Source organism: Sphingobacterium sp. UBA865, assembly GCF_002295765.1.
GTDB classification, from domain to species: domain Bacteria; phylum Bacteroidota; class Bacteroidia; order Sphingobacteriales; family Sphingobacteriaceae; genus Sphingobacterium; species Sphingobacterium multivorum.
Genome location: NZ_DBGB01000012.1, coordinates 154,196 through 181,088 on the forward strand (window position 1 = coordinate 154,196; position 26,893 = coordinate 181,088).

At 39.8% G+C, this 26,893-nt stretch carries 22 protein-coding genes; 12 read left to right on the forward strand and 10 right to left on the reverse strand.

The window, feature by feature from the left end:
* The 3 genes from B2O97_RS06035 to B2O97_RS06045 all read left to right on the forward strand — a co-directional run bounded on the left by B2O97_RS06035 (position 1) and on the right by B2O97_RS06045 (position 3,212).
* Complete coding sequence (locus tag B2O97_RS06035; protein WP_286767121.1) at positions 1-1,437, forward strand: efflux transporter outer membrane subunit; 1,437 nt, start codon at positions 1-3, stop codon at positions 1,435-1,437.
* A 323-nt stretch (positions 1,438-1,760) separates the two neighbouring features.
* Positions 1,761-2,612 carry a DMT family transporter gene (locus B2O97_RS06040; RefSeq protein ID WP_286767122.1) on the forward strand — a complete coding sequence of 284 codons (852 nt, stop codon included), beginning with the start codon at positions 1,761-1,763 and terminating at the stop codon, positions 2,610-2,612.
* 234 nt (positions 2,613-2,846) lie between these two features.
* On the forward strand, positions 2,847-3,212 hold the full coding sequence (locus B2O97_RS06045) for a VOC family protein (RefSeq protein WP_046674543.1): 366 nt from the start codon (positions 2,847-2,849) through the stop codon (positions 3,210-3,212).
* A 72-nt stretch (positions 3,213-3,284) separates the two neighbouring features.
* On the opposite strand, the gene B2O97_RS06050 is transcribed toward B2O97_RS06045, so the two are convergent.
* The 3 genes from B2O97_RS06050 to B2O97_RS06060 all read right to left on the reverse strand — a co-directional run bounded on the left by B2O97_RS06050 (position 3,285) and on the right by B2O97_RS06060 (position 7,341).
* Complete coding sequence (locus B2O97_RS06050) at positions 3,285-4,511, reverse strand: DEAD/DEAH box helicase (RefSeq protein ID WP_286767123.1); 1,227 nt, start codon at positions 4,509-4,511, stop codon at positions 3,285-3,287.
* Between the two features lie 143 nt (positions 4,512-4,654).
* A complete protein-coding gene (gene nhaA / locus B2O97_RS06055) occupies positions 4,655-5,842 on the reverse strand; it encodes a Na+/H+ antiporter NhaA (RefSeq protein ID WP_070565493.1) in 1,188 nt (395 codons plus the stop codon).
* Positions 5,843-6,360: 518 nt separating this feature from the next.
* A complete protein-coding gene (locus B2O97_RS06060; RefSeq protein ID WP_115045738.1) occupies positions 6,361-7,341 on the reverse strand; it encodes a hypothetical protein in 981 nt (326 codons plus the stop codon).
* Between the two features lie 271 nt (positions 7,342-7,612).
* Between B2O97_RS06060 and B2O97_RS06065 the strand changes: the two genes are divergently transcribed.
* Positions 7,613-9,238, forward strand: coding sequence for an ABC-F family ATP-binding cassette domain-containing protein (locus tag B2O97_RS06065; RefSeq protein WP_286767124.1), 1,626 nt, complete (start codon positions 7,613-7,615; stop codon positions 9,236-9,238).
* A 134-nt stretch (positions 9,239-9,372) separates the two neighbouring features.
* On the opposite strand, the gene B2O97_RS06070 is transcribed toward B2O97_RS06065, so the two are convergent.
* On the reverse strand, positions 9,373-10,416 hold the full coding sequence (locus tag B2O97_RS06070; protein ID WP_115045734.1) for an endonuclease/exonuclease/phosphatase family protein: 1,044 nt from the start codon (positions 10,414-10,416) through the stop codon (positions 9,373-9,375).
* A gap of 146 nt (positions 10,417-10,562) precedes the next feature.
* On the opposite strand from B2O97_RS06070, the gene B2O97_RS06075 reads away from it, so the two are divergent.
* From B2O97_RS06075 to B2O97_RS06085, 3 genes are read left to right on the forward strand one after another with little or no spacing between them, the layout of a single operon-like run.
* On the forward strand, positions 10,563-11,738 hold the full coding sequence (locus tag B2O97_RS06075) for a glycosyltransferase family 4 protein (RefSeq protein ID WP_046674539.1): 1,176 nt from the start codon (positions 10,563-10,565) through the stop codon (positions 11,736-11,738).
* Complete coding sequence (locus tag B2O97_RS06080; RefSeq protein WP_115045731.1) at positions 11,726-12,727, forward strand: lysylphosphatidylglycerol synthase transmembrane domain-containing protein; 1,002 nt, start codon at positions 11,726-11,728, stop codon at positions 12,725-12,727. Before B2O97_RS06075 ends, B2O97_RS06080 begins: the two co-directional genes overlap by 13 nt.
* Positions 12,728-12,776: 49 nt before the next feature.
* On the forward strand, positions 12,777-13,868 hold the full coding sequence (locus tag B2O97_RS06085) for a glycosyltransferase family 4 protein (protein ID WP_236560225.1): 1,092 nt from the start codon (positions 12,777-12,779) through the stop codon (positions 13,866-13,868).
* A 189-nt stretch (positions 13,869-14,057) separates the two neighbouring features.
* Here the strand turns inward: B2O97_RS06085 and B2O97_RS06090 are convergent, their stop codons facing one another.
* The 6 genes from B2O97_RS06090 to holA form a co-directional block, all read right to left on the reverse strand.
* Positions 14,058-15,287, reverse strand: coding sequence for a sterol desaturase family protein (locus B2O97_RS06090; RefSeq protein WP_286767125.1), 1,230 nt, complete (start codon positions 15,285-15,287; stop codon positions 14,058-14,060).
* A 337-nt stretch (positions 15,288-15,624) separates the two neighbouring features.
* Entirely contained in the window at positions 15,625-17,208 is a 1,584-nt protein-coding gene (locus B2O97_RS06095) for an MDR family MFS transporter (RefSeq protein ID WP_070565506.1), read from the reverse strand.
* A 2-nt stretch (positions 17,209-17,210) separates the two neighbouring features.
* Positions 17,211-18,314, reverse strand: a complete 1,104-nt coding sequence (locus B2O97_RS06100; RefSeq protein WP_070565508.1) for an HlyD family secretion protein — start codon at positions 18,312-18,314, stop codon at positions 17,211-17,213.
* Between the two features lie 14 nt (positions 18,315-18,328).
* On the reverse strand, positions 18,329-19,639 hold the full coding sequence (locus tag B2O97_RS06105) for a TolC family protein (protein WP_112376165.1): 1,311 nt from the start codon (positions 19,637-19,639) through the stop codon (positions 18,329-18,331).
* The gene (locus B2O97_RS06110) at positions 19,629-20,246 is read right to left on the reverse strand and encodes a TetR/AcrR family transcriptional regulator (protein WP_070565512.1); all 618 of its coding nucleotides are present in this window, start codon (positions 20,244-20,246) and stop codon (positions 19,629-19,631) included. The genes B2O97_RS06105 and B2O97_RS06110 overlap by 11 nt, the downstream gene beginning before the upstream one ends.
* A 169-nt stretch (positions 20,247-20,415) precedes the next feature.
* Positions 20,416-21,423 carry a DNA polymerase III subunit delta gene (holA, locus tag B2O97_RS06115; RefSeq protein WP_115045729.1) on the reverse strand — a complete coding sequence of 336 codons (1,008 nt, stop codon included), beginning with the start codon at positions 21,421-21,423 and terminating at the stop codon, positions 20,416-20,418.
* A gap of 498 nt (positions 21,424-21,921) precedes the next feature.
* On the opposite strand from holA, the gene B2O97_RS06120 reads away from it, so the two are divergent.
* The 5 genes from B2O97_RS06120 (at position 21,922) to B2O97_RS06140 (ending at position 26,872) form a co-directional block, all read left to right on the forward strand.
* Positions 21,922-22,383 carry a type I restriction enzyme HsdR N-terminal domain-containing protein gene (locus B2O97_RS06120; RefSeq protein WP_070565516.1) on the forward strand — a complete coding sequence of 154 codons (462 nt, stop codon included), beginning with the start codon at positions 21,922-21,924 and terminating at the stop codon, positions 22,381-22,383.
* A 168-nt stretch (positions 22,384-22,551) separates the two neighbouring features.
* Positions 22,552-23,253 carry an ATP-dependent Clp endopeptidase proteolytic subunit ClpP gene (gene clpP, locus B2O97_RS06125; RefSeq protein WP_046674530.1) on the forward strand — a complete coding sequence of 234 codons (702 nt, stop codon included), beginning with the start codon at positions 22,552-22,554 and terminating at the stop codon, positions 23,251-23,253.
* A gap of 2 nt (positions 23,254-23,255) precedes the next feature.
* Positions 23,256-24,506, forward strand: a complete 1,251-nt coding sequence (clpX, locus tag B2O97_RS06130; protein ID WP_070565518.1) for an ATP-dependent Clp protease ATP-binding subunit ClpX — start codon at positions 23,256-23,258, stop codon at positions 24,504-24,506.
* 123 nt (positions 24,507-24,629) lie between these two features.
* A complete protein-coding gene (locus B2O97_RS06135) occupies positions 24,630-25,463 on the forward strand; it encodes an AMP nucleosidase (RefSeq protein WP_070565520.1) in 834 nt (277 codons plus the stop codon).
* Positions 25,464-25,708: 245 nt separating this feature from the next.
* A complete protein-coding gene (locus tag B2O97_RS06140) occupies positions 25,709-26,872 on the forward strand; it encodes an efflux RND transporter periplasmic adaptor subunit (protein WP_112376164.1) in 1,164 nt (387 codons plus the stop codon).
* The last annotated feature ends 21 nt before the right edge of the window (positions 26,873-26,893 follow it).

Genomic DNA, 26,893 nt, shown 5'->3' on the forward strand with positions numbered 1-26,893 from the left:
ATGAAAAGATTTCATCACTATATAACAATTTTCGCAAGCACTACCCTGTTGTTGTCCGCATGCAGCGTGGGCAAAAAATACACCCGTCAGGAGATAGCAATGCCCGAAAATTTCAAAAACAGCGAGGTTGTCGTGACGTCTGATACGCTACAGCTATCCTGGCGTAACTTTGTACAGGATCCCCTGTTGACATCACTCATTGAAAAGGCTTTGTCCAATAATACGGACGTCAATGTAGCACTCCTGAACATGCAACAATTGGAACTCGCGTACAAGCAGTCTAAGAAAGGATTACTACCGACAGCTGATTTAAGTATTGGAGCGAGTAGAACCTGGTTATCGAGCAACTCTTTAAATGGCTCACTAAGTGACCAATTTATCGGGACGCCTCATATGGACGATTATAGTGCTACGCTCAGATTGTCTTGGGAAGCCGATATATGGGGAAAGGTAAAAATGCAAAAAGAAGAATCCTTGGCCAATTTTTTTGGCCAAAAGGAAAATTTATCGGCTTTGAAAACCCGGGTTATTGTACAGGTCATCCAGTCATATTACAATCTGATTGCTTTGGATGAACAGCTTAAGATTGCACAAAGAAATGTTCAATTGAGCGATAGCACACTGAATATGATACGTTTGCAATACAACTCATCACTGGTCAGTTCGCTTGCTGTGGAGCAAGCCGAAGCTCAGAAGAAAACTGCTGAATTATTAATTCCCCTAGCCCATCAAAATATGGCGGTCGAAGAAAATGCACTGAGCATTCTTTGCGGAGGTTTCCCCGAGGGCATTCAACGTACAGCAAGTTTAGATGATACGATTGTTGGAGACGGACTTGCCGCAGGGGTACCGGCCGAACTATTAAGCCGCAGACCAGATGTCAGAGCAGCTGAATACGCTGTTGTGGCTGCGACAAGCAGAATGGGACTCGCTAAAGCAGCAATGTACCCCTCCATAAGCTTGACTCCATCCATTGGTACAAACTCCATTCAATTTAGCAAATGGTTTGATCTACCGGGTTCTATTGTGAAAACAATAGCAGGGAATATTGCTCAACCGATTTTTCAGAAAGGGGCCTTGAAAACAAACTATGAGATATCGGTCATCGAACGCGAAAAGATAGCTTTGCAGTTTAAACAGTCGGTTATGGTCGCAGTTTCGGAAGTTTCTGATGCCTTGGCAAAAATCAAACATACAGAACAGCGCCTGCGACTTATCCACGCCAAATCAAATGCCCTCGCCAAAGCCACCGCTGATGCGGCCTTACTTTACAAAAGTGGGATGGCAAACTATTTGGAAGTGATAACTGCGCAAAACAATGCACTTCAAAATGATTTGGAACGTATTACAGTAAAACGGGAAAAGCTCAATGCGGCCATAGATCTTTACCGTGCACTGGGGGGCGGAACGGATACTTTACCGCCAAATACGCCATAAAAGCAGAAAATAAAAAGCACAAAATAAAGGCAACTGAATAAATATACGCCCCTAGAAGCAAAAACTTCCTAGGGGCTTTTTCATTACTTTTTTGCAGCTGCGCCCAAAATTCCCTATCTTCGGGTAAATACAAATATGATGAATAGAACGAGTTGTCTTCCTCCTCCAGTAGCGTAATATTTTTTCCCGATATTACTGAAGCCCAATACCAGAAATGGACCGATTTGCTGTGCTTCTTATTTTCTATCAATTTTATTATTTAACATCTTTCGTCCTTATTGGACGGAACTGGAAGACAATTTCTTTTGAAACATTCATATTTCATGCTGCACCTTGCTGTGCTGTGCCTGGGACTATCTGGCGTATTTGGAAAAGTGATTTCACTCAACGAGGGGATACTCACATGGTACCGTGTATTTTTAGCTGCCGTTATCCTATTTTTTATTCTAAAATGGTATAAAATACCTACAGATTTTACTTTCAAAGAGAAACTGCATATTGCAAAAAATGGGCTACTATTGACAGCATCCTGGCTATTATTCTATGCTAGCATCAAATATTCAAACATTTCCATCGGCGTGATCTGCTACTGTATGGCAAGTTTTTTTACCGCTATTTTTGCACCGATGATCAATAAAACGAAATTTAGATTGTCTGAACTTCTGTTGAGTGGACTTACGTTGTGTGGGATAGCACTGATATTTCACTTCGATACCTCACACCAGCTTGGCATAGTCTTAGGGATAATTTCTCCGGCTTTTGCCTCACTCTATGCGGTTCACAATGAAAAATTGACCAAAAAGTACAATGCAATATGCATTAATTATTATCAAATGATCGGTGGAACAATAGGGCTGGCATGTCTACTTCCTTTTTACATTCAGCACTATCCAATCAGCACTTTCATTCCCAATGCCCTGGATATTTTCTATCTGATCATCCTATCTTTATGTTGCACTGTGGGAGTCTATCTCGCATTTACAGAAATCTTAAAGAAGATATCAGCATTTACATTGAACTTAAGCTTAAATCTTGAGCCAGTATATGCTATTTTGATTGCATTTTTACTTCTTAATGAAGCAAGAGAATTAAACCTATCCTTCTATGTTGGACTGTTTTTGGTTGTTTCATCTATGTTATTGCAGTATTGGATCAGCAGTAAAAAGAGCGCTTAACAACCTCCATTCATTTCCCAGTCCAATGAAGATTGGGAAATGAATATTGTTTCCTCCTTGTGCCAAGCAGGTAGCCCCGATAAACAGGTAGCCCCGAAAAAACATGTTGAAAAGAAAAATGTGTGTCATTTTCAACAAAGCATTATATTTATGAAACGATTCGGGTTTTAATTCCAAAACCGGCACAACCGGTCAAGCAATTTATTATATATACATTAAATAGATAGTTCCGTTATGAGCAATAGCAGTACAGAAAACAAATTTGTCAACCAGCAGATCCAATACCTTGAGTTTGTATCAAGCGACCTTGAACGTGCCAAAGCATTCTACTCAACGAGTTTCGGTTGGGAGTTTACGGATTACGGACCAGCATATACGGCTTTTGGCGGAAAATATGTTGATGGTGGTTTTACACTTGGTGACCCCAGAAATGGCAGTATTCTCGTCGTTATCTATGCCGACGATCTACAGGCTACGCGTGATCAGGTTATCCGTGCTGGCGGGACCATATTAAAAGATATTTTTAGCTTTCCCGGAGGAAAAAGATTTCAGTTCCAGGATCCTGATGGATATGAATTAGCCGTATGGACTGTTGAATAAAAGTTAAATACAATATATACTCAAATACAAAGCCCCCATATTTTTCTCATATGGGGGCTTTTTATTTTAAAATCAGGCTCTTTTAGCTTTCTGATAGTTTTTATTTTTATTCCTATTGAAACGCTTCTTCTTATGCTGTGGATTCTTTTTGGCAGGATTGTAAGTAGGTCCCGCTTCAAACCCCTCTGGCAATGGAAGTTGTTCAATCGGATAACCTATTAAATTCTCGATCTGAGCGAAACGGTTTTGGTCTTTCTCATTGACAAAGGTAATGGCTGTTCCTGTAGTTGCTGCCCGTGCCGTACGTCCAATACGGTGTACGTAGTCTTCCGGATCCGGTGGAACATCGTAATTAACGACCAAACTGATCCCCACCACATCGATACCGCGAGATATCACATCTGTCCCTACCAGTACCCGTACCTGACGAGACCGGAATCTAGCCATGATATCTTCCCGTTTCGACTGCTCGAGATCCGAATGGAAACCCTCCGCATCAATCCCCTGCTTCTGTAATTCCTGAGCGAGAAGTTTGACCGTAGTTTTTTGGGACGCAAAAATAATAACAGATACATAGTTCGGATCCTTCAGTATATTCTTCAGAAGCTCCATTTTCTGTTGATCATACGCAAGATATAAACGTTGATCTATCCCTTCCGAAGGTTTAGAAATGGCAATATTAACTTCCACAGGCTCTTGCAGAATTTTTCGGGCAAAAGATCTGATCTTCATCGGCATCGTCGCCGAAAACAAAAGCATCTGCTTTTTCTTCGGTAGATAACTTACAATACGTAAAATATCGTCTTGAAATCCCATATCCAGCATACTATCGGCTTCATCCAAAACAAAGTGCTTTAAATGAGAGAGATCAATCTTCATGGAGGTAAGATGGCTTATCAACCTTCCCGGAGTAGCAACAATAATATTTACCCCCTCTCGTATGGCCCGTTTTTGCTGTTCATACCCCATACCATCACCACCACCATAAATGGCTATGGATGTTGCACCCGTATAATAAGACATGCCCATAATCTGCTGGTCAATTTGCATAGCAAGTTCCCGGGTCGGAACAAGGATAATAGCGAGGATAGATTCCCTTGAATTCCGTGCTATTGCATCGAGGATCGGCAACATATAAGCTGCTGTTTTACCTGTACCTGTCTGTGCACAGGCAATCATATCTTTTCCCTCTTTAATAATCGGGATGGTCTGTTCTTGGATCGGCGTAGCCTCCTCAAACATCATACTTTCTAAACCTTCTTCCAAAGCCGGAACAAAGCCAAATTCATCAAATCTCAACGTATTGTTTTTATTGTTGTGCCCTAAATTACTAAATCTAATTCATAAAAGTCTAAAATTAATACCTATAGCTCGTTATCCGCTTTCAAATAGATGCCCAAATAGGATTAATCTTTAACCTTCGACTGCTATCTATTCAAAATCTAATCAATAACCCCTGTTTTCTTTGCAGCTGACACAGCGCTCAAAACGACGTAGCCTAGCAGGCCGGCACATAAAGAAGCGATCAGAACCGCGAACTTGGCCTCTTCAATCAGCATGCTATCATCAAAAGACAGTATCGAGATGAAGATCGACATCGTGAAACCGATTCCCCCCAATAAGCCTACTCCAAAAATCTGTTTCCAGCCAGCCCCTTCCGGTAATTGCGCAATCTTCAACTTCTTCGCAATATAACAGATCAAAAATATACCAATTGATTTACCAGCGATAAGACCAAAGATAATACCAATCCCCAATTTTGAAGTCAAACCACCAATCATTTCCCCATGGATTGGAATAAGCGTATTCGCAAATGCAAACAGCGGAATGATAATAAAATTGACGGGTTTGGTCAATAGATGCTCCAATTTTTCCAGGGGAGATTCTTCCGCATCCGGTGTTGTTGGTAACGTCATAGCCACCAACACGCCAGCTATTGTTGCATGAATTCCCGAGTGGTGAACAAAGTACCAAATAAATAGACCCGGAATAAGGTAAGCCCATATCGCTTTAACGCCCAGTTTATTCAACACGATCAAAAACAGAAAGATGCCTAAAGCAATAAATAAATAGGTCGCATGAATACCATTGCTATAAAAGATCGCAATGACCAAAATGGCAAGTAAGTCATCAACAATGGCCAGAGCAGCCAAAAAGATTTTAAGACTGGCAGGAACCTTATTTCCCAGAAGCGTGATAACAGCTAAAGCAAATGCAATATCCGTCGCCATAGGGATACCCCAGCCGTTTGCCGTATTGGTTCCCTGATTTAATACAAAATAAATGATGGCTGGCAAAAGTGCCCCACCAACCGCAGCCAAAATGGGCAGGATTGCTTTACTTGGCGATGAGAGTTCACCCTCTACAATTTCACGTTTTATCTCGAGCCCCACCAGTAAAAAGAAAATAGCCATCAAACCATCGTTGAGCCACAATAACCACGAATATTTTAAATGAACATGATCGCTCTCAAAGCCTACTTCCTTGTTCAGGAATTCCATTACACTGGCATACAAAGGTGTATTTGCAACGATCAATGCTAGAATAACACAGGAAAAAAGTATAATTCCACCTGCAAAGCTGGATTTTAAGAATTCTCTAAAGACAGTTAAATTGATAAGTTTTGACATGATTTGAATATCTAAAAACGCTTACAAAGGTTCACAAGATACGATTTTTAGGACCATTTACCGAATTCGAGCGACGATATCCCGGGCTATATCCAATGTAGCTACCCTTTTTTATTTTTCGAACCTAACAAATCAAATGGGAGAAACAGACATTATACATTAAATTTTTATAAAAAGCTTTGTCATTTTTTAATGAAATAATTTGGCTTTGTTGCAAAAAATACTTAGCTTGCTACTATAGTTAATAAACCGTTTATTATGTGCAAGAAGTGGATTTTCATGGTACTTCTTTTCGTGGCAAATTTTACATATGCGCAGACGACAGAGGATAAAACCCAACATTCAGGTTCCCATTACATTATTTTAGCAATCATCGCTATTATTGTCATTGTTTATATATTATACAGGAGGCAAAAGAGGAAATTTAATGAATAAGGGAGATCAGTAGATCTCCCTTATTCATTAAATTTCCTCTTTATACCCTTCTCTTTCCTATCGACCTTTCAATGCCTCACATCTTAATCCCGAATCGGTTCATTCGTTTGTGCTAATCGTTGCGATCCCGTATTTGCCGGACATGCAATATCGTCTGTTGCATCGTATACAAGCTTCTTGCCATTCAATTTTGTAATCAACTCTTGAGGGACATACACCTGAACTTTGGTAATCGCATAACCACTTGGAAAATAGCGAACATAATAACCATCGGGGTGAAGCGTCCAAATACCACTTGGCACGTCCGTACGAGGTTCAGCCATACCAGCTAAGATTGCATATTGTTCAAAATCAGCGTACGAATAGTTTCCTGAGGAAACGAGCTGCCGAATATTATTTTCCGCTTCAAAGATTGTCTGTACTGCAGGAGGCATTTGGTCTTTTGCCTTTTGGACAACATCGAATGGCAAAACGCCGAGCGCACCACCTTCCAAATGCAAAATTTGTTCAGCTGTAAGCAATTTTAAGGCTGTCTCTTTCACCGGACCCGAATAATCAATAAATTTTGTCTTCGCTATGATCGTCCACAATAGCATCTGTATGTCAGATTGTGCAACTTCCGGGTGCTTTTCAGCACTTTTCAAAATTGCAATGACTACTTCTCTCTTCTTGCCCAATGTAGGTGCATACATATATCCATCACCTTTCGAAGGCGCATAAGTACCTGCTTTCAAGCAATAGCTCTTATTGGTCATTTCAAAATGTCCAGCCTCCAATAAGTAACCATCATTGCCATTCTTTTGCAAATTTTCTAAAGGTTTATAAACAGCCGTATTTTGAAAATCGGGCATTTGCTCCCCCTTCCTATTCACATCTTCAAAACTTGTACTAATCGCTTCTGGTTCCTTTAGCAGTTTATCCAAACCCAACATTTTGCTTCCCTTGGAAGCAACGGCTTTGCTTGCCTTATCCAATAGCCCTCCAAATTGAGCCGAGGCTCCTTGGATATTAAATAAAAAAGCAACTGTAAGTATAACGACACCGGTTATTCTATTTCTTTTCATAATTGATTTCATTTCAGCTCTTGTCCACAAAAAAGAAGCCAATTTAAATCACCAACACAATATTTATAATTTATTAATTCATTGTTTGCACACATTGCCGGATTTCACACGTCATTTCAAGATCCTCTTCATCCTTTGAAATTTCAGACCATACAGGTTTTCAAAAGAAGCTAAAAACAGTTGATTTCCCCAACATTACTCTCCGCAATTTCTCCTGAAACTGATCACCGTAAATAGTTAAAAATACAATATTAAAACGTATCTTTGCAGCATGATTAATGTGTCAAATCTCTCCCTTCGTTTTGGTAAACGTGTACTATTCGAAGATGTCAATCTAAAATTCACACCTGGAAACTGTTACGGTATTATTGGCGCTAATGGAGCAGGTAAATCTACTTTCTTAAAAATTATCTCAGGGGAAGTTGATCCTTCGACAGGTTCAGTGGCATTCACGCCAGGCGAACGCATGTCTGTTTTAAGTCAGGATCACTATGCTTTCGACGAGTTTACTGTTCTTGAAACTGTCATGATGGGTAACCAAGAGCTTTACAAAATCATGAAAGAGAAAGATGCCATTTACATGAAAGAGGATTTCTCTGATGCCGACGGCGAACGTGCCGGCGAATTGGAAAGTCTTTTTGCTGAAATGGATGGATGGAATGCCGAATCAAATGCCGCAACTTTATTGAGCAGTTTGGGTATTAAAGAAGAACTACATTATAAGTTGGTATCTGAAATCGACGGTAACCAAAAAGTACGCGTACTTTTAGCGCAAGCATTATTCGGTAAACCCGATATTTTGATTCTCGATGAGCCTACCAATGATTTGGATATTAATACCATTGCATGGTTAGAGGATTTTTTAGCGAGTTACGAAGCAATCGTCCTCGTTGTATCCCACGACCGTCACTTCTTGGATGCTGTATGTACGCATACAGTGGATATTGATTTTGGTAAGATGACAATCTATACGGGTAACTACTCATTCTGGTACGAATCTTCTCAATTAGCGTTAAAGCAACGTTCTGATCAAAACAAGAAGATGGAAGATAAAGTAAAAGAACTCCAGGAATTTATCCGTCGGTTCTCTGCCAATGCTTCCAAATCCAAACAGGCTACGTCTCGTAAAAAAGCCTTGGATAAGATCAATATTGACGAGATTAAACCATCCAACCGTAAATATCCTGCCATCATGTTCAATACCATGAATCGTGAACCAGGAGATCAAACGCTACAAGTTGAAGGATTAAGCAAAACGGTCAATGGCGAGGTATTCTTTAAGGATATCACGTTTATGATTAATAAAGGCGATAAAATCGCTGTTCTAGGTCCAAATTCATTGGTTACCACAGCATTTTACGATATTATCACTGGTAAAGACACCGATTTCGGCGGCGAATTCAAATGGGGCGTTACCATCACTCCTGCCGATATGCCGATTGAAAATGCCGCGTTCTTTGAAGGAAAAAGTGATAATTTGGTTGATTGGTTGAGAGAATATACAACTAACCCAGAAGCAGATGAACAGTTTATACGGGGATTTTTGGGGAAAATGTTATTTTCCGGTGAAGAGGTTATGAAGAAAGTATCTGTGCTTTCGGGAGGAGAAAAAATGCGCTGTATGTTCTCCCGTATGATGCTTCAAGGTGCCAACTTCCTGATCTTCGATGAACCAACCAATCACTTGGACTTGGAATCTATCACTGCATTGAACAATGGAATGTCTGATTTTAAAGGATCCATGTTGTTCACATCCCGTGACCACGAATTGACTGAAACTGTTGCCAATAGAATCATCGAATTGACGCCGAAAGGTATCATCGACAAATTGATGACTTACGATGAATACATTAATAGCGATGTAGTGAAAGCACAACGTGAAGAAATGTATAAATAAATAAGATAATTTATCCCAATTTAATAAAGGCTCCATAATTCATTTTATGGGGCTTTTTTGATGTCCATTAAAAAAGCACTGAGGGGTTCAGTGCTAATCGCGATTGATATGAAAGAATTGAGAAAGTTTTTATTTTACTGAACCGACGGTTTGACAATACGCCAGCCTAATTGTAAGGACACTGCACAATGATCGGATAAATCTTGGCCCTTTTCGTTTTGAAAAAGCTTTTTTTGAACCTGATAATTCTTTGCCTCAAATAGCAAATGATGATCGTTGCGATAGTAGATTTTATCAATACCTTCACAATCCTCTGTTAACTCCAACGCCGTTTTCGCTTCAAAGTTCGCTTGATGCGCAGGAATATCACCTTTGTTGCGTAAACTTACCCATGCATCTACCAAACCTAAGTCCTTCTGAAAAGAACCGATGTTATCCAGCTCGTAAGCATAATGTGCATTAAAGTCACCCATAATCAAAAGTGGTCTGCCAGCCGAATACTTTTTGATATAGGCTTTTAGCTGATTTATATTCTTCTGCCGGGCAATCGTTGCATTCTGATCATCCTGCGCTGTAGCATGTACATTATAAACATCAATAAATACTGCCTTGGCCAATTGAATTCGAGCATAAGAAAAGCCTTTAGGCGTCAGACAATCTGCACCATTGCAATCGGTCCAGCTTATTCGCTCAAACTCTACGATCGGATATTTTGAAAGTGTACTCAGCCCGTCCCCAAAAGGTACTCCACCCATATTTGCCGTTCGGTAGCTATGCTTATTTTCGCTGTAAAGAAACTTGTTGTAGTTAAAGTCCTCCTGTACATTGACAATATCAAACGCATTGATCCGATTGCCGATCGACGTAATACTGGAAGACCGCTCGGTTACAGCACTGGAAATCAATTCAGGAAGGCCAGCTATATTGTATGTTAACAAATTTAGCTTTCCGTATGTCGCCTCCGGCATAGCTGCATACACCGAATTACTAAACTTCGGCTGTTGTTTTGGCTTCAACTTAAAACCCAACATAACACCGGCAGACGCACAAATAAATAAGATGACAATCTTTCGAAAACCCTTGGGTCTAATTTTTTTTTCGAACAATAGATCTAATAGCATGGACTGAATATTTTGTTCACTCCAAAGGTACTCCACCAACATTAGCTCTATTATCATATTCAATTAATTCTACTTTTAATAATCATGCACAAATCATTAAAAACTAATAATTTATAAACACTATAATGACAAAAGGTTAATACCTGCATAGCATAGGGGTTACAGCTTTCAACTATTTTTATACAACCCCTAATAAGAATAACATGAGAAAGGTAGCCTTCTTTACAGAGATACTCGTCGAGGATTTTGACGGTGCATCACGGACAATGTTTCAGCTGATAAACCGTATAGACCAGCAGAAATTCAACTATTTCTTTATTTATGGCGGCGGCCCTACGCAATTTCGAAATTTCCATTCTTACAAGGTTCCCACATTCAAAATACCGGTCAATGACGATTATTGTCTCGCTATTCCACAGCTTATTAAAAAGAAACTTGAGCTCGCTTTAGATAAATTTGCTCCCGACATGATCCATATTGCAACTCCTTCCCTTTTAGGTTTTTTTGCATTGAATTATGCCAAACGGAAAGGTATTCCTGTCCTTACAATCTATCATACACACTTCATTTCATACATTGCCTATTATTTCAAAAACATATTACCCTTAGTCAAACCGACTGAACAATGGATGAAAAAAGCAATGAATAACTTTTACAACAAATGTGATATTGTCTATGTACCGACCAAATCCATTCTAAATGAATTACAGCAGATCGGCTTACAACAAGAAGGATTAAAACTGTGGCAAAGAGGAATAGACACAGCTCTGTTTAACCCCCAAAAAAAGAATCTATCTCAACTGCAGACCATCACAAAGAATGACAAACCAACAATCCTTTTTGTCAGTCGTATCGTCTGGGAAAAAAATATTAAAACGCTTATTGAAATCTATCAACAGATACAGGCTCAAAACCTCGACTATAATTTCATTGTTGTCGGTGAAGGAACAGCCAAAATAATTGCGATGCAAGAGATGCCTAAAGCTATTTTCTTAGGAAAGAAAAGCCATGATGAGCTCGCAATTTTATATGCTTCGGCCGATGCCTTTGTTTTTCCGTCGGTCTCAGAAACGTATGGAAACGTCGTCGTCGAAGCATTAGCATCCGGACTTCCTTGTGTTATCGCCAACGGCGGAGGCTCGGCCTCCTTGATTCAGCACGGAAAAAATGGATTTAAGTGTCAACCTGAAAATGCGGCTGGATATGTTTACTACCTCAAAAAAATTCTCTCCGACGCAAGCTTAAAAAAGAATCTCGTCATTGAAGGTCTATCCTATGTTGGGCAACTGGATTGGAATAGACTAGCTGGACGCTATTTTAATGACATTGAACTATTAATAGACAAAACACAGGAAGTCGATTTGGCATGGGCAAATTAACAAACCCAAGCCAACTCATCAAAGGTGTTTTTTTACTTTTGATTCTGGCGTCCATCACGATCTTTTTAGCGAAAAGCGATTTAAATGCGTTGAAAAAAGAGCTCTCCTCTGTTGGTTATCGCTTCATCGTTATTTTGTTTACAACTTGCGCGGCCTATTTTTTAGGTACATTAGCTTGGTGGATATGTTTAGGCCCTGCAAAAAAGAAGGTCAATCTGCTCGAACTCTTTGCCGTCCGTCAAATCGGGGAAACCGTTGGACTATTCAATCCCACCAGCATTATCGGTGGCGATTTATTAAAGGCACAATTGATAACCCGTTATGACATTCCTTTAAAAGAAGGATTGAATTCGGTTGCAATATCCCGTATTACTGCCGTACTGTCTCAATTGACACTCTTTTTGATTGCTATGATTTGGTTGATATTTTCTCCTTTAAAAAATGAAATTATACGCTACGCAGGCCCAGTAATTTATATGATCTGTATGTTCTTATTTCTTTTGATGATCTTGATACTTTACTGGTTAATAGCTGCAAAAAGTCCCTCACAAACCAAGGCTTCAACAGCAACACCTTTTGGAAAAACACAAGCGCATGTTCAGTCACTACTTTGGAGTGTAAAAGACTTTTATAAACATCAAAATAAGGTTTTTTGGTATTCTTACTTACTTTTTGCACTACATTGGATTATTGGCAGCCTTGAATTCTATTATATTCTAAAATTTTTGGGTGTTTCAGTACAACCAATACATGGTTTAATAGTAGATATGAGCGTCATTGTGCTAAAAAGCATCGGTGCTTTTATTCCAGGACAACTGGGTATTGAAGAAATCGCCAATAAGCTCCTACTCCATATGATCGGTATTACAGGAGGTAGTATTTGGCTCAGTGCTTCATTATTACGTCGCGGCCGACAGCTCACCTGGGTAGCACTGGGTTTTATATTTTATCTATGCATCAAAAAGAAACCAGTACATGTACCCCTCTGAAATAGAAATACTTTTTGTCAGCCACAAATATCCCCCAAGTGTTGGCGGTATGGAAAAACAAAGCTTTGAACTGATCAATACTGCGGCTCTTTACTTGAAGGTACACACCTTAGTCTATGACAATAGGGAACCTCTTTTAGCCTTCTTCTTCCTACTGAATCGCCGCATTCTAGCCAAAATTAACGATAACCCCGGCATCAAGCTTATCCACTTTAATGATGGATTAATTGCGTCCTTCGCCTCTTTTCACAAAGGATATACCCATTTAAAACGTGCTGTCACGCTTCACGGTCTGGATATCGTTTTTCCACTTCGTTATTTTCAACGTAAGATTATACCGCGGTTTAACACTTTTGATCAGCTTATTGCCGTTAGCCAAGCCACCGCCGACGCCGCACAGTTACGCGGTATCGATCCATCCAAAATCATTGTTATACCCAACGGTGTAGATCCGATACACTGCTCCACTCAAAACAATGAACCAACCTGCGAAAGCAGGCCCTATTTTATCACTTTGGGACGCCCTGTTAAGCGAAAGGGCTTCTCGTGGTTGATGAAACATGTCATCCCCGCGATTCAGGGCGATTTCAAATTACTAATGGTGGGGCCATTCGATCAAAAACCGCAATGGAAAGAACGCCTATTGCAGCTTACACCAAAAAAGATAAATCATTTAATCACCTTGTTCCTCGGATTTCCCACCGATCAAGGGGCCATCCGAAAATTACTGAAAGCATACCCCGAAAAAATTGAACATCTTGGAAAAGTTCCATTCGAACAACTGCAAAGCCTCCTGACCAACGCACAGGCCTTTTTGATGCCCAATATTGAAATGGCCGGTGATATGGAAGGCTTTGGGCTCGTCTGCCTAGAAGCTTCCACAGCAGGCACAATTGTTGTTGCCGCCGAATTAGAAGGAATTACAAGCGCCGTTACACACAATTACAATGGGCTTCTCCTGCCAAGCGAAAACCAAAACGCATGGATCGAACAACTTCAAGCCATTTTAGAAGATCCAGTCCACTATAAAAAGCTAAGCCTACAATTTAAACAGAATACCCTAAAACAATATAGCTGGGATATTATGGCCAGATCCTATTGCCAATCATTTGCAGACTTAATTACAGCAGCAGATAAATAATTGAACGTAATACCGCATCAAGTTGACTGCTTCTGTCATCCACGCGGAAAGCTCTTCAAAAGGCATTGTTTATAGAACTTACTTGCTTGCTTGCTTGCTTGCTTGCTATACAGATAAAAGATCAATTAAATGATGAAATATGAAACAATAGATGCTTACTTCCAACGACAAGAACTCATACGGATAAATTCAACGTCTTTCAAGACGCAAAACTTTTTTATAGCGAACTGCTAACGGTCGATAAAAAATCAATTGAATCAAAGCGAAACATCCTACCAAAACAAGTCCCAATGGTGAATAAAAAGTTAGACCAATATACAGTAGTAATAAGAATAACCGCAGCATCTCAAGTGGAAAAACCCAGTCTTCATGTTCTAGAAGTCCTCCAATACAAATAACACTACAAAGAATAAATCCCCCGCCAATAACGAGTTGTATCAGTTGCTGATAATTACCATAAAGCAGAAAGAAAAAAAGAAGTGTCATCGTCAACATGGACTGAAAAAAGATATAGCGGCTTAACGCCTGCGCATGAACTTGCGGCTTAGCTCCGGCAAATATGCGCTCTTCCAGTTCTTCGCGAATTTCAGGCTGTATATCGTCAGGCTTACCGAATATAGTCCGCATTTTGTTCCCAAATCCTTTCGCCCGCTTAAATGACAAACCAATTTCAAATAAATAATGAAAATGCTGCCATAGAAAAGTATAGCGGTGAATGGGCTTTGTGAGCCCATAGACACAAGGCTCCTCCTTTTGTTCCGATATAAATGTTCCAAACAGCTTATCCCAAATAATCAGGATATCCCCATAATTCTTATCCAGATAGATTTCGTTGCTGCTATGATGCACCCGATGATGGGAAGGCGTTACAAATAGCCGCTCCAAAATACCCAAATTTCCAACAGTCTGCGTATGGGAGAAAAATGGATATACGCCATGAATCAACAGAATAGCGGTCATCATAAAGGGCGGGAACCCCAAAAGGGGGATAAAAGCCCAAAATAGCGAACGGAAAACGGCTTGAAATATGGTGATCCGGGCCGCCACCGTAAAGTTATAATCTTCACTTTGGTGATGTACAACGTGCGCAGCCCACAATAGGTTTATTTCATGGCTATAGCGATGATACCAGTACCAGAGAAAATCTGTAAATAGGAAAAGTATAACCCAGGTCCAAACATTAGCTTCAATGTGAAATATCGCAAAATTTTGATACACCCAAACGAAAAAAAAGTAAAATAAACTAACGGAAAACATATCACACATACGCTCAACGATACCAACATTAAGATTTGAGATCGATTCATCAAAAGAATAAAAACGTTTCTGTTTTTTGAGGCTATACCCATATTCCAACACCATCAGAATTAAAAATAAGGGAATGATAAATGCCAAAAAATTAAGTTTTTCCGTATACATCCATTTGCTATTTTAAAGACAAACAATCTACCTGAGTCGCTATTTGATAAGATTCGTCTTTTCTGATGCCAAAAGATAAATTCTTTCAAACTCTTTATTATTAAACAATCAATTTTAAATCAGGTTTTTCAATTTATGGTTTTTCAATTGATCAAAGGTATGCTTGCTCCTGTTTAGACAAGACCAAACGCCAACCTTAAGGACTTTTCTATCGCAAAAGAAAATGCACAAAAAAATCCTCAAAAAGCTAAACACTTTTTGAGGACTTCTGACTGAACGATAACCAGTACTTTACTGACAAGTCACCGTGATACCAGCTTACCGGACTATTTAAATGCTAATGCACACTGGACATATCGATCTGCGTCTTTCCTTGTTTGATCATTAAAACAAAGGGGACACACAGCAAAAATACCACACCCAGATATAAAAACACATCCATGTAGGATAATACAGTAGCCTGTTTCATCACGCTCATATCGAGTATCTGGTGTGCTTTGGCCAAAGCTTCATTGGGCGAAAAACCTTTCGCCTGAAAGCTCATTTGCAATTGCTGCACCCGTTGTTGCACATCAAACTTGCTTGGATCTAAATTAGCCACCAGATCGACGCGATGTTTTTGGCTATCACGGGCAATAAATGTCGTAATTAAGGCTATACCAAACGAACCACCCAGCTGGCGCATCATCCCTGTAAAGGCAGCTCCTTCACCGATTGACTTACCATGTAATGTCGATAGGGAGAGTGTCATGACAGGTACGAACAACAATCCTAAGCCAACTCCACGGAGAATTAGGGGCCAAAACATGTGCTCTGCTCCCGTATCATTGGTCATGAGACTGTACATCCAAAAACAGAAGCCAAAAAAGATACTTAGTCCTACGGCAACCATATATTTTTGGGGAACACCATTTTGGATCATCTTCCCAATAAAAGGCATCATGATACCGGTCATGATTGAACTTGGCAACAATAACAAACCTGCGTCTGTGGCCGTCCATCCCAATATCGACTGTGTATAGATTGGAATAATAAAAGTCGATCCAAACAAGCCGAAACCAAGAATAAAACTCATCACTACACCAACCTGCAAATTCTTGTCCTTCAATACCCGCAAGTTAACAATGGGTTTATCATAGACCAATTCCCGCCATATAAAGAATAATAGTCCGAAAACAGACAAGATTGATAAGCCTAAAATCAAGGGATCGTCAAACCAATCATCCTGTTGTCCATGTTCCAATACAAACTGAAGGGAACCAATAAACATGATCAAAAAGATCATACCAAACCAATCCACTTCCTTTGCAGATTGCTTTTGGCTATATTTAGGACTGCGCACAAAAGATAAGGTCAACAAGGTCGCAATAATCCCTAACGGCACATTGATATAGAATATATATGGCCAGGAGAAATTATCGATAATATATCCACCTAACGGTGGGCCTAGCGTTGGACCAATAATTACCCCCATACCATAGATAGCCTGAGCCATACTACGTTTTTCTTTCGGATAACTCTCTGTAATAATGGTCTGCGCTGTTACCAACAACGCTCCCCCGCCCATCCCTTGTATAAAACGAAATGCAACAAGCTCCCAAATATTGGTCGCGTTACCACATAAAAATGAAGATACTGTGAATATGATAATAGACGCAGCAAAGTAATTTCTCCGTCCAAATTGTTGGGACAACCAGCTGGTCATCGGAATCACAATTACGTTGGCGATTGCGTAAGCCGTGATAACCCATGCCACATCTGTCAAAGTCGCCCCCAACGAACCTTTCATGTCGTTCAGAGCCACGTTGACGATGGTTGTATCCACGATTTCCAACAGCGCACAAAGCACCGCTGTAATCGTGATTACAACACGTCGAAAACCATATTCAACCAGACTATCTTGTTGATTTAAATTTTCCATAGTTATTGAACATGCACATCTACGTCAGCATTCATGCCCGGTCTGAGCAAAGCCACATTTTCTGCTTTATTGTCTTTTGTCAATTTGATTTTTACAGGTAAACGCTGAACAGTCTTCACAAAGTTACCAGTCGCATTATCTGGCGGCAATAAAGAAAAACGCGATCCTGTCGCCGGTGAGAAAGAATTTACTTCACCTTCAAATTCGATATTAGGATAAGCATCCACTTTGATCCCCACCTTTTGACCAGGCTTCATTTTTTCCAATTGCGTCTCTTTAAAGTTGGCTACTACCCAAGTTTCAATATTATCGACAATGTAGAATAAAGATTGACCTGGATTGACCATTTGTCCAGGCTGAACCTTAATGTTGGATACCTGACCATCCACAGAAGCCAGTACCGCGGTATAAGAAAGGTTCAATTTAGCCGCCTCAAGCTGTGCATTCGCTCTTTTTATATTCGCCTCAGCAACAGAAGTTTGTTTTGAAGCAACTGTAGTCTTACTGACGATTGCATTACGTTGCGACGCACTGGCATTGCGTTGCTGTTGCAAAATTTCAACCTGCTTGTCGGCTTCCAATTTCGCAGTCAATGCCTGCTCGTACTGCTGTTTCGTAATGGACTGGTTATTGTATAAGTTTTGGTAGCGGATATAATCATTGTTCGCTTGCTTAGCACGAATACGTGCCGCATCGATGCTGCCTAAATTAGATTGGATCGTTGCATCTGAGATCGCCACATTAGCCGAAGACGCAGATACATCTGCCTTTGAAACATCAAAGCTACTTTGAGCTGCTGCCAAGGCTGCTAATGCCTCGTCCACACGAACCTGATAGTCTTGACTCTCAATGGTAAATAACGTATCCCCTTTTTTAACCAAATCATTGTCCTTTACATAGACTTTAGCGATAAAACCACCCACCCGTGGAATGATCGGGCTCATGTTTTTCTCCACCTGTGCATCGTCTGTAGTCTCATGCGCCTGGCCATGCATATATTTATACGCCCCATAAGCCCCTCCGAAGATGACCAATGCAGCCAAAACAATTGTAAATTTTTTATTTGTACCTTTTTTTTCAGGTGCGTTTTCTACTGTATTTTCCATGTCTAGATTAATTGCTATTTAATGTTTAAAGACCCATTTGCTAACAGCAGGTCGTAATATTTTTCAATGGTGTTTGCTTTGCTGATTGCCAGATTGATCTTGCTTTGCAGCTGCTGTACGTCTGCGGTCAACAAGTCGTCGGTATCTGCGATACCATTATCGTACTTATCTTTGGTGATCCGATAATTTTCAACAGCCTGATCCACCGCCTGATGATAGACCACATCCTGCTTTTGTGCCAGCATATAGTTTTCATTGGCCTGTTGAACCTGCACTTTTACCTTGTCATTTAATAATTCAATATGCTCATCAATTTCCTTGATACGGTTTTTTGCCACATTCACTTCTCTTTTATTTTTGTAAAGCGAACCGATATCGTAAGAAACGCCGATGCCAACCATGGCAGCATTCGTCACGGTAACCACCTTTTGAAGACCAAAAGCATTGTATCCAGCTGTTGCAGCAACAGTTGGCATGGCAGCCGCTTTTGTTACTTTCAACTGATCTTCAGCAACCAAACGTTGCGATTCCATCGATTTTAGATCTGAGCGCGAGGTTTTTGCTGCATCATATGATGCTTTTAAGCCCAAATCCACACCTGTGACTTCGCCCAAATTGATCTGATCCAGTTGGGTATCTTCATCAATTTTCAAGAAATTAGCCAATTGATAATTCAGCACCTTGATATTTTTCTGTGCTTCCTGAAGCGAAACCTGATAGTTTGAAAGCTGCAGTTCTGCTTTTAATAAGTCATTACGTGCGATCAAACCATTATCCAACATCGCTTTAAAATCCGAAACACGTTGCTCCGACTGCTTGATATTTTCAGCAATCAGCAAATTGGTTTGCTGAGCCTTATAAAGACTCAAATAAAGATTTACTGCACGTATAGCCAATTGTTCTTTGCTCGCTACAGCATTGTATTCCTCGGCTTTCAATACATCCTTTGCAATATCAATGCCGCCCTTAATTCTGCCACCGGTATAGATTGGCATACTCACCGAAGCCTGTCCTAACCACAATTGGTTTGCAGCGATATCTGGAGCAGATCCCCCCTCACCTAAAGCCAACTTTAAATTCACATTTGGTGTGGTCATAGCCATGTATTGTCCACTCAATTTTGCATCAGGAAGTTGTTTCGATTTGGCCGTTTCCACCTCGAGCTGCCTACCCAATATCTTGGTGTCGGCAGACTTCGCCTCCACGCTTTGATTTGCGGCCAAGTGAATTATTTCTTCCAAAGTCATGTGCTTGTTGTCCTGTGCCAACAAACCCATGGGACTTAAAAGCAATAAAGCACTCAAATTGGCCAACTTATTTTTCATATGTCAATAAAGCTTTAATTGTTGTCTGTATAAATTCTGTTAAAGTTGTTTCTATATAATTTGCATATTCTTCATCGTTATCGATATGCAACTGATCTTGCAAAAAGCAATGATTCATTTGGAAATTCATAAAAGTTCCCATCATCATCGAATGGATTAAAATTGGATCATATCCACCTTTGAACACCCCCTGTTCTACACCTTCATTGATCACGGAAGAAATAACCTCCAGGTTATGCAATTTGAGCTTCCTGAATGCTTCAGAGATCAGCATCCGCTGTTTTAGTGAACTTTCAATGGTAATGATATGATACAGCTTACGATGCGAATTCATCGATTTAATTGATCGATCTACCATCGCGTCTATTTTGTCCAGCGCATTGTCAATAAGCGCCAACTCATCCACATTGATCATAAAATCAGGAACACGCCACTCAAAAAACGTATCCAGCAACTTGTCCTTTGATCCAAAATAATAGTTGATCATTGCAACATTTACATTCGCTTCGTTGGCAATATCACGCACGGAAGTCCCATCAAACCCTTTTGTTGCAAAAAGACGCTCAGCTGCAAGTAAAATATCAATCTGTTTCTCGTTAAATTCCATTTTAAACCTCGATCTTTTAAAGATACCATCGCATATTCATAGCGATAATAAAAGACGTTCTCGCTAAATGCGCGACAAAGTTAAACAAACGTTTAATTTAAACAAGTGTTTAATTATTAAATTTGTGTAAAAAAAACACCATTTCTGGTGTTTTTGCTGTTGGATGGAATTAGTTAAGTATCCGATAGATCATTTCTTTTAAAATCTCTTCACTATTGAAATTGCTCGGCACATTGACACCTTTGGATTTCAAGTCGGTCTCCTTCAACACATTAAGCACATCGAAAGTTTTCCGTCTATTGTAATTCCGTGCAGCAAGCTCGTATTCTTTTAGAAAGAAAGGATGTACCCCAAGTTCTTTTGCCGCGACGGATTTGTCTATCAGATAATGGTATTTGAGAATCTTCGTGAAGTAGGTGGCAATTTGTCCAATAACCATCACCAGTGGATTATTTTTGGGATTGGCGACAAAATAATCGACGATCTGATATGCTTTTAGGGCATTACGTTTAGCCAAAGCAGTATTTAATTCAAAAACATTATAATCTTTGGAAATACCTATATTCCGTTCAACATCTTCCATGCTTATCTCTTGGCTCTTCGGAACATTAAGCATCAGTTTGTCAAGTTCATTGGACACCTTGGACAGGTCATTACCGAGATAATCCGCAATCATCACCGCAGCTTGCGGATGAATGCGCCAGCCCGCATCTTTCACATACGTCCCAATCCAGGGGCCAACCTTATCGTCGTATAGTTTGGCCGCATCAACAACTAGTCCCTTTTTTTCAAAGATTTTATAGACCTTTTTGCGTTTGTCAAATTTCCCATGTTTAAAACAGAACACAAGAATGGTTGTCGGTGTAAGATGCTCCAGGTATTTAGTTAACAGTTCTTCCGTATCCGATTTCCATTTCAGCTCCTGCGCTTCCTTAATAATAATCACCTGATAATCACTCAACATGGGATACCGTTTTGCTGCATTGACAATGGTAGATATATCAATATCTTTTCCATAGAAAATCGATTGATCAAAGCCCTTTTGTGCTTCGTTCAACACCGTCGCTTCCAAGGCGTCAGCAATGGTATCAATGAAATAACTCTCCTCCCCTTGCAATAAATACACTGGTTTAAAAGACCTGTTCTTAATATCGGATAAGATCGGATTGATGTTCATATTTAAAACTATCGATAGTATTTATTTTCCCTGGGCCCAATTAAGCTCTTTACACGCGGCAACTTGTCTAAAGTTGCTATGGAGTACCCGGTCTATTTATTTATTTTTTCACTGCAGATCGGTTGCCCCATTACTTTCCCGCATCCAAACAATCTGCTACAGTCTAAAATGTCCCATGTTATTGCATCTTCACATGGTGTATCTAGTTCGACTATGGACATTTTATAGGAAGCAAAATTACGATTTTAATGGCAATTTAAGCGAGTAACCTTGCCGAATTAACGCTTTTATAATTGATTCATGTACGACCATCACTTTAAGCTATTGGTTTAAAGCCATGAACATTTAGCACCACAACTTCCACAATTCTGGTCAAGCAATACGGCCACAAAAGCAGACCTGAGGTTTTTTACAAAAAATCATCTTCGTCAGCAAAAAACACCATATTTCATGCCTGATGAATGTATTTTTTTTGCTAAAATTTTAGTATATTTGTGTATGTTTTCACCGACTCCACTGAACTTACCGCCGTATCAAGCTAAAATATCTAAAAAGAACAATGCGATTTATATATTTGATGAGCTCAGAAAAAAGGATCTGGTATTAACACCGGAAGAATGGGTTAGGCAGCATTGGATCAACTATTTGTCGCTCATGAAAAATTATCCCAAGGCACTGATGCACATCGAAGGCGGTTTGAAATTAAATAACCTGCAGAAACGAAGTGATTTGTTAATTTATAACAGCAGCGGGCATAAGGTGGTCTTAGCCGAATTTAAGGCACCTCATATAAAAATTACACAACAAGTATTTGAGCAAATTGCAAATTATAATACAGTTCACCGTATACCATACCTGCTAGTAAGCAACGGTATGAATCATTATTATTGTAAAATTGATTTTATCAAAAAGTCTTACGAATTTTTGGAAGACCTCCCCAACTACAACGAAATTGACTAAGGAGCTATGCATGAAATAGATAAAAATTAATCCGGAGATTCAGTCTCCCTTAGGTCTTGAACGGGGAGCACCGAAAAAATGTAAAGTAGATGTAAAACATCTTTTCAATTTATTTGATTTTTAAAATATAGTTTTATATTAGTCCTACAGAATAGAAAAAATAAAAAGATGAATATAGATAAAAACGAATTCAGAAAATATGCAGTAAAGCATCACCGTATTGGAAGTCAACATGTTGATAGCTTCATTGCGCGTACAGAGACTAGCATTCCGACAAACCTTACGCCTTACATCGTTGAAGAACGTCAACTGAACGTTGCACAAATGGATGTATTCTCACGTTTGATGATGGACCGTATCATATTTTTAGGAAGCGGTATTGACGATCAGGTTGCCAATATTATTCAGGCACAGCTCTTGTTCTTACAGTCTACCGATGCACAACGTGATATCCAGATCTACATCAATTCACCAGGTGGAAGCGTATACGCTGGACTAGGAATTTACGACACCATGCAATATATTACGCCAGATGTAGCAACCATCTGTACCGGTATTGCAGCATCTATGGGCGCTGTTCTTTTAGTTGCTGGTGCAAAAGGCAAACGTGCAGCCTTACGCCACTCACGCGTCATGATTCACCAACCTTCCGGTGGCGCTCAAGGAGTTGCAGCCGATATGGAAATCAACTTACGTGAGATGATGAAATTAAAAGAAGAATTATACACCATTATTTCAGATCATTCTGGACAAACTTACGAATGGGTAGAAAAATCTTCCGATCGCGATTACTGGATGCGGGCTAATGAGGCCAAAGAATTTGGTATGATTGACGAGATTTTACTTCCAAAGAAGGAGATTATTAAATAACAATGGCAAAGAATAACGATAGAGACATTCATTGTTCGTTTTGTGGCATAAGCAAAAATGAAGCCCAGATGCTTATTGCTGGCAACGGTGCGCACATCTGTGACCGTTGTATCCAGCAGGCGGGCGAAATCTTGGCAGAAGAATTAAAACAACGAAAAAGTAAAACTTTACAGACAGCTTTAAAGTTGATCCGTCCTTTGGAGATTAAAACCCACTTGGACCAATATGTCATCGGTCAGGATGATGCCAAAAAAGTAATTTCAGTAGCCGTTTATAATCACTATAAACGTTTAAATCAGAAAGTGGATAAAGACGAGATCGAAATCGAAAAATCCAATTTGATTATCGTGGGGGAAACAGGCACTGGTAAGACCTTGCTGGCAAAAACTGTAGCCAAGATACTTAATGTACCTTTCTGTATTGTGGATGCTACTGTATTGACCGAAGCAGGTTATGTAGGGGAAGACGTAGAAAGTATATTGACGCGTTTACTGCAAGCGGCAGATTACGATGTGGCTTCTGCTGAGCGTGGTATCATCTACATCGATGAGATTGATAAAATCGCACGTAAAAGCGACAATCCTTCTATTACGAGAGATGTATCGGGTGAAGGTGTGCAGCAAGCTCTACTGAAGATTCTCGAAGGTACAGTTGTCAACGTTCCACCGCAAGGCGGCCGTAAACACCCTGATCAAAAAATGATCGCGGTTAATACAAGCAATATCCTATTCATCTGTGGTGGAGCATTCGACGGTATTCAAAAGAAAATTGCAAACCGTCTGCGTACCCAGACAGTAGGTTATAAAATGAACGAGGACGAAGAGGAAATTGACTTGAACAATTTGTACAAGTATATTACACCGCAAGACTTAAAGAACTTTGGATTAATTCCAGAGCTGATTGGTCGTCTTCCTGTATTAACTTACTTAAACCCGCTGGATAAGGAAACCTTGCTGAGTATTCTGACTGAGCCAAAGAATGCTTTGGTAAAACAATATAAAAAGCTGTTTGAATACGAAGGTATTGAGCTAAAATTTGATCCTGACGTTTATACGTTTATTGTTGATAAAGCTGACGAATTTAAACTTGGAGCCAGAGGCCTACGCAGTATATGCGAAGCCATTATGCTGGATGCCATGTTTGAAATTCCGTCAACGAAAGAGCAGACGGGACAGAAAGCATTGGAAATCACGCTAGACTATGCGAAGAAGAAATTCGAAAAGTCTGATTTAAAAAAGCTTAAAGTTGCTTAAAAAAATCCCGTTCGCTGAACGGGATTTTTTTTTGGAAAAGAATTAAAAATCTTATATTACAATAATAACATAGCCATAACGGAATGTTGACAGGAAGATAAGAGATTCAAGAAATTAAATTTAATGACTATGACAACGAAGAAAAGTGCAAAGAATACCGTAAATAGTCCGATCACACCAGGTTTAAAAACCAAAGAAGAAATCGTGAACAACTGGCTTCCCCGTTATACCGGAAGACCTTTGGAAGAGTTCGGGGAATATATCCTTTTAACGAACTTTTCGAAATATATACACCTATTTTCTGAAATGCATGATAATGCGCCTATTTATGGAGAAGATAAACCGATGCAATCCGTCACTGCCGGAGGCATCACCATTATCAATTTCGGGATGGGAAGTCCAATGGCCGCAACCATTATGGATTTATTATCAGCAATTGCACCAAAAGCAGTGCTATTTTTGGGTAAAACCGGTGGAATCAAGAAAAAAATTCCTGTAGGCGAATTGATTCTTCCAATAGCCGCTATCCGCGGTGAGGGAACTTCCAATGACTACTTTCCACCCGAAGTACCTTCATTACCCGCCTTCGCCATGCAAAAGGCCATATCCACGACAATCCGGGATCACCAACGTGACTACTGGACAGGAACGGTATACACCACCAATAGACGAGTTTGGGAACATGATAAAGCCTTCAAAAAATATTTAAAATCAATCCGTGCCATGTGCGTGGATATGGAAACCGCAACGATATTCAGTGTCGGATTTGCCAATAAGATTCCAACAGGTGCTCTGTTGCTGGTTTCGGATCAACCAATGGTACCCGAAGGAGTCAAAACGTCTGTCAGTGATGTAACAGTTACAGCAAAATATGTAGAAGCACATATCAGCATAGGTATTGATGCTTTAAAACAGCTTATCAATAACGGATTGACCGTGAAGCACCTTAAATTTTAAGCTGTATTTCAACCAACATCATATTTTCCCTTTCTAGGAAAATATGATGTATCCCTCTCCATAAAACCATAACTATCAAACCCTTAAAACTATTAACTATTATTTTTGATTAATAATTGAACGGTTATTAACTAAAATTTGAGGTGTTAACAAATGTTAATCTTCACAATAATTAAACGATTTGTCGTTTATATTGTAATATTCATATTACTCAACACATATATCGTAAAAATTAATCAAGCATTGTGAAGAAAAAAACATTATCTTTTTTTAACGTAACCTTTTTGATTTGTTCAGCCTTAGCCACACAGGTAAGTTGTTCTTCAAGTTCTTCAAAAGAAAATAAAACCAAAGAAAAAAACGTAGCCTTGCCAGTCTATACCGTCACTAAATCTGATGCCACCACCATCAAGGATTATTTGGGAACCATAGAAGGTAAAGTTAACGTGGAGGTCCGCCCACAGGTCGAAGGGCTGCTTCAGGAAATTTATATCGATGAAGGCTCATTTGTTCAAAAAGGCCAGAAACTGTTCAAGGTAGACCCTTCTACTTACCAAGAAAATCTCAATAACATGGTTGCTACGGAGCAAGTCGCCAAAGCCAAACTTAAAAATGCACAGCTCGAAGTCGACCGGTTGAAACCGTTGGTTCAAAACGACGTTATCTCCGATGTCAGACTGGCGTCGGCAAAATCAGATTATCAAGTAGCCAAGGCAACGTTGGACCAGGCCATCGCAGCCGTACGTTCAGCGCAGATCAGCAAAGATTTTACAGTGATCACCGCTCCGGTAAGTGGTTACATTGGCCGCATTCCAAAGCGTATTGGAAATTTGGTATCAAAAGGCGATAAAGAACCCCTTACCTATCTTTCAGACATCCAGGAAGTGTATGTATATTTCTCCATGAATGAATCTGACTTTCTTTATTTTTCCAAAGCACAGGCAAAAAAAGATAGCTTGGAAGGGAAAAAATACAACCAGAATCAAAAGCTCGTATTTCCAGAAGTTACTTTAGTCCTCGCAGATGGTGAGGAATATTCAAAAAAAGGTATTGTCGACGCCGTCAATGGCCAGATTAACCGAACTACGGGAGCAATCTCTTTGCGCGCCACTTTCCAAAACCACGACAACATACTTCGATCCGGAAGTAGCGGCACCCTTAAGATTGCCGAAGTAAAAAAAGACGTTCTTCAAATTCCGCAGATAGCCGTCAATGAATTGCAGGATAAAACCTTTGTCTATATACTGGACCAAAACAATAAGGCGCAAAAACGAAATATCCAACTGATGGGCAAAAGTAAAAACAATTATATCGTCTATACAGGCCTCAAGGAAAACGATCGCGTTATTACCAGCGGATTTGACAAATTAACCGACGGTTCACCAGTGACCCCGATTTTACAGAAATAATTATCGATCATTTTTGCATAC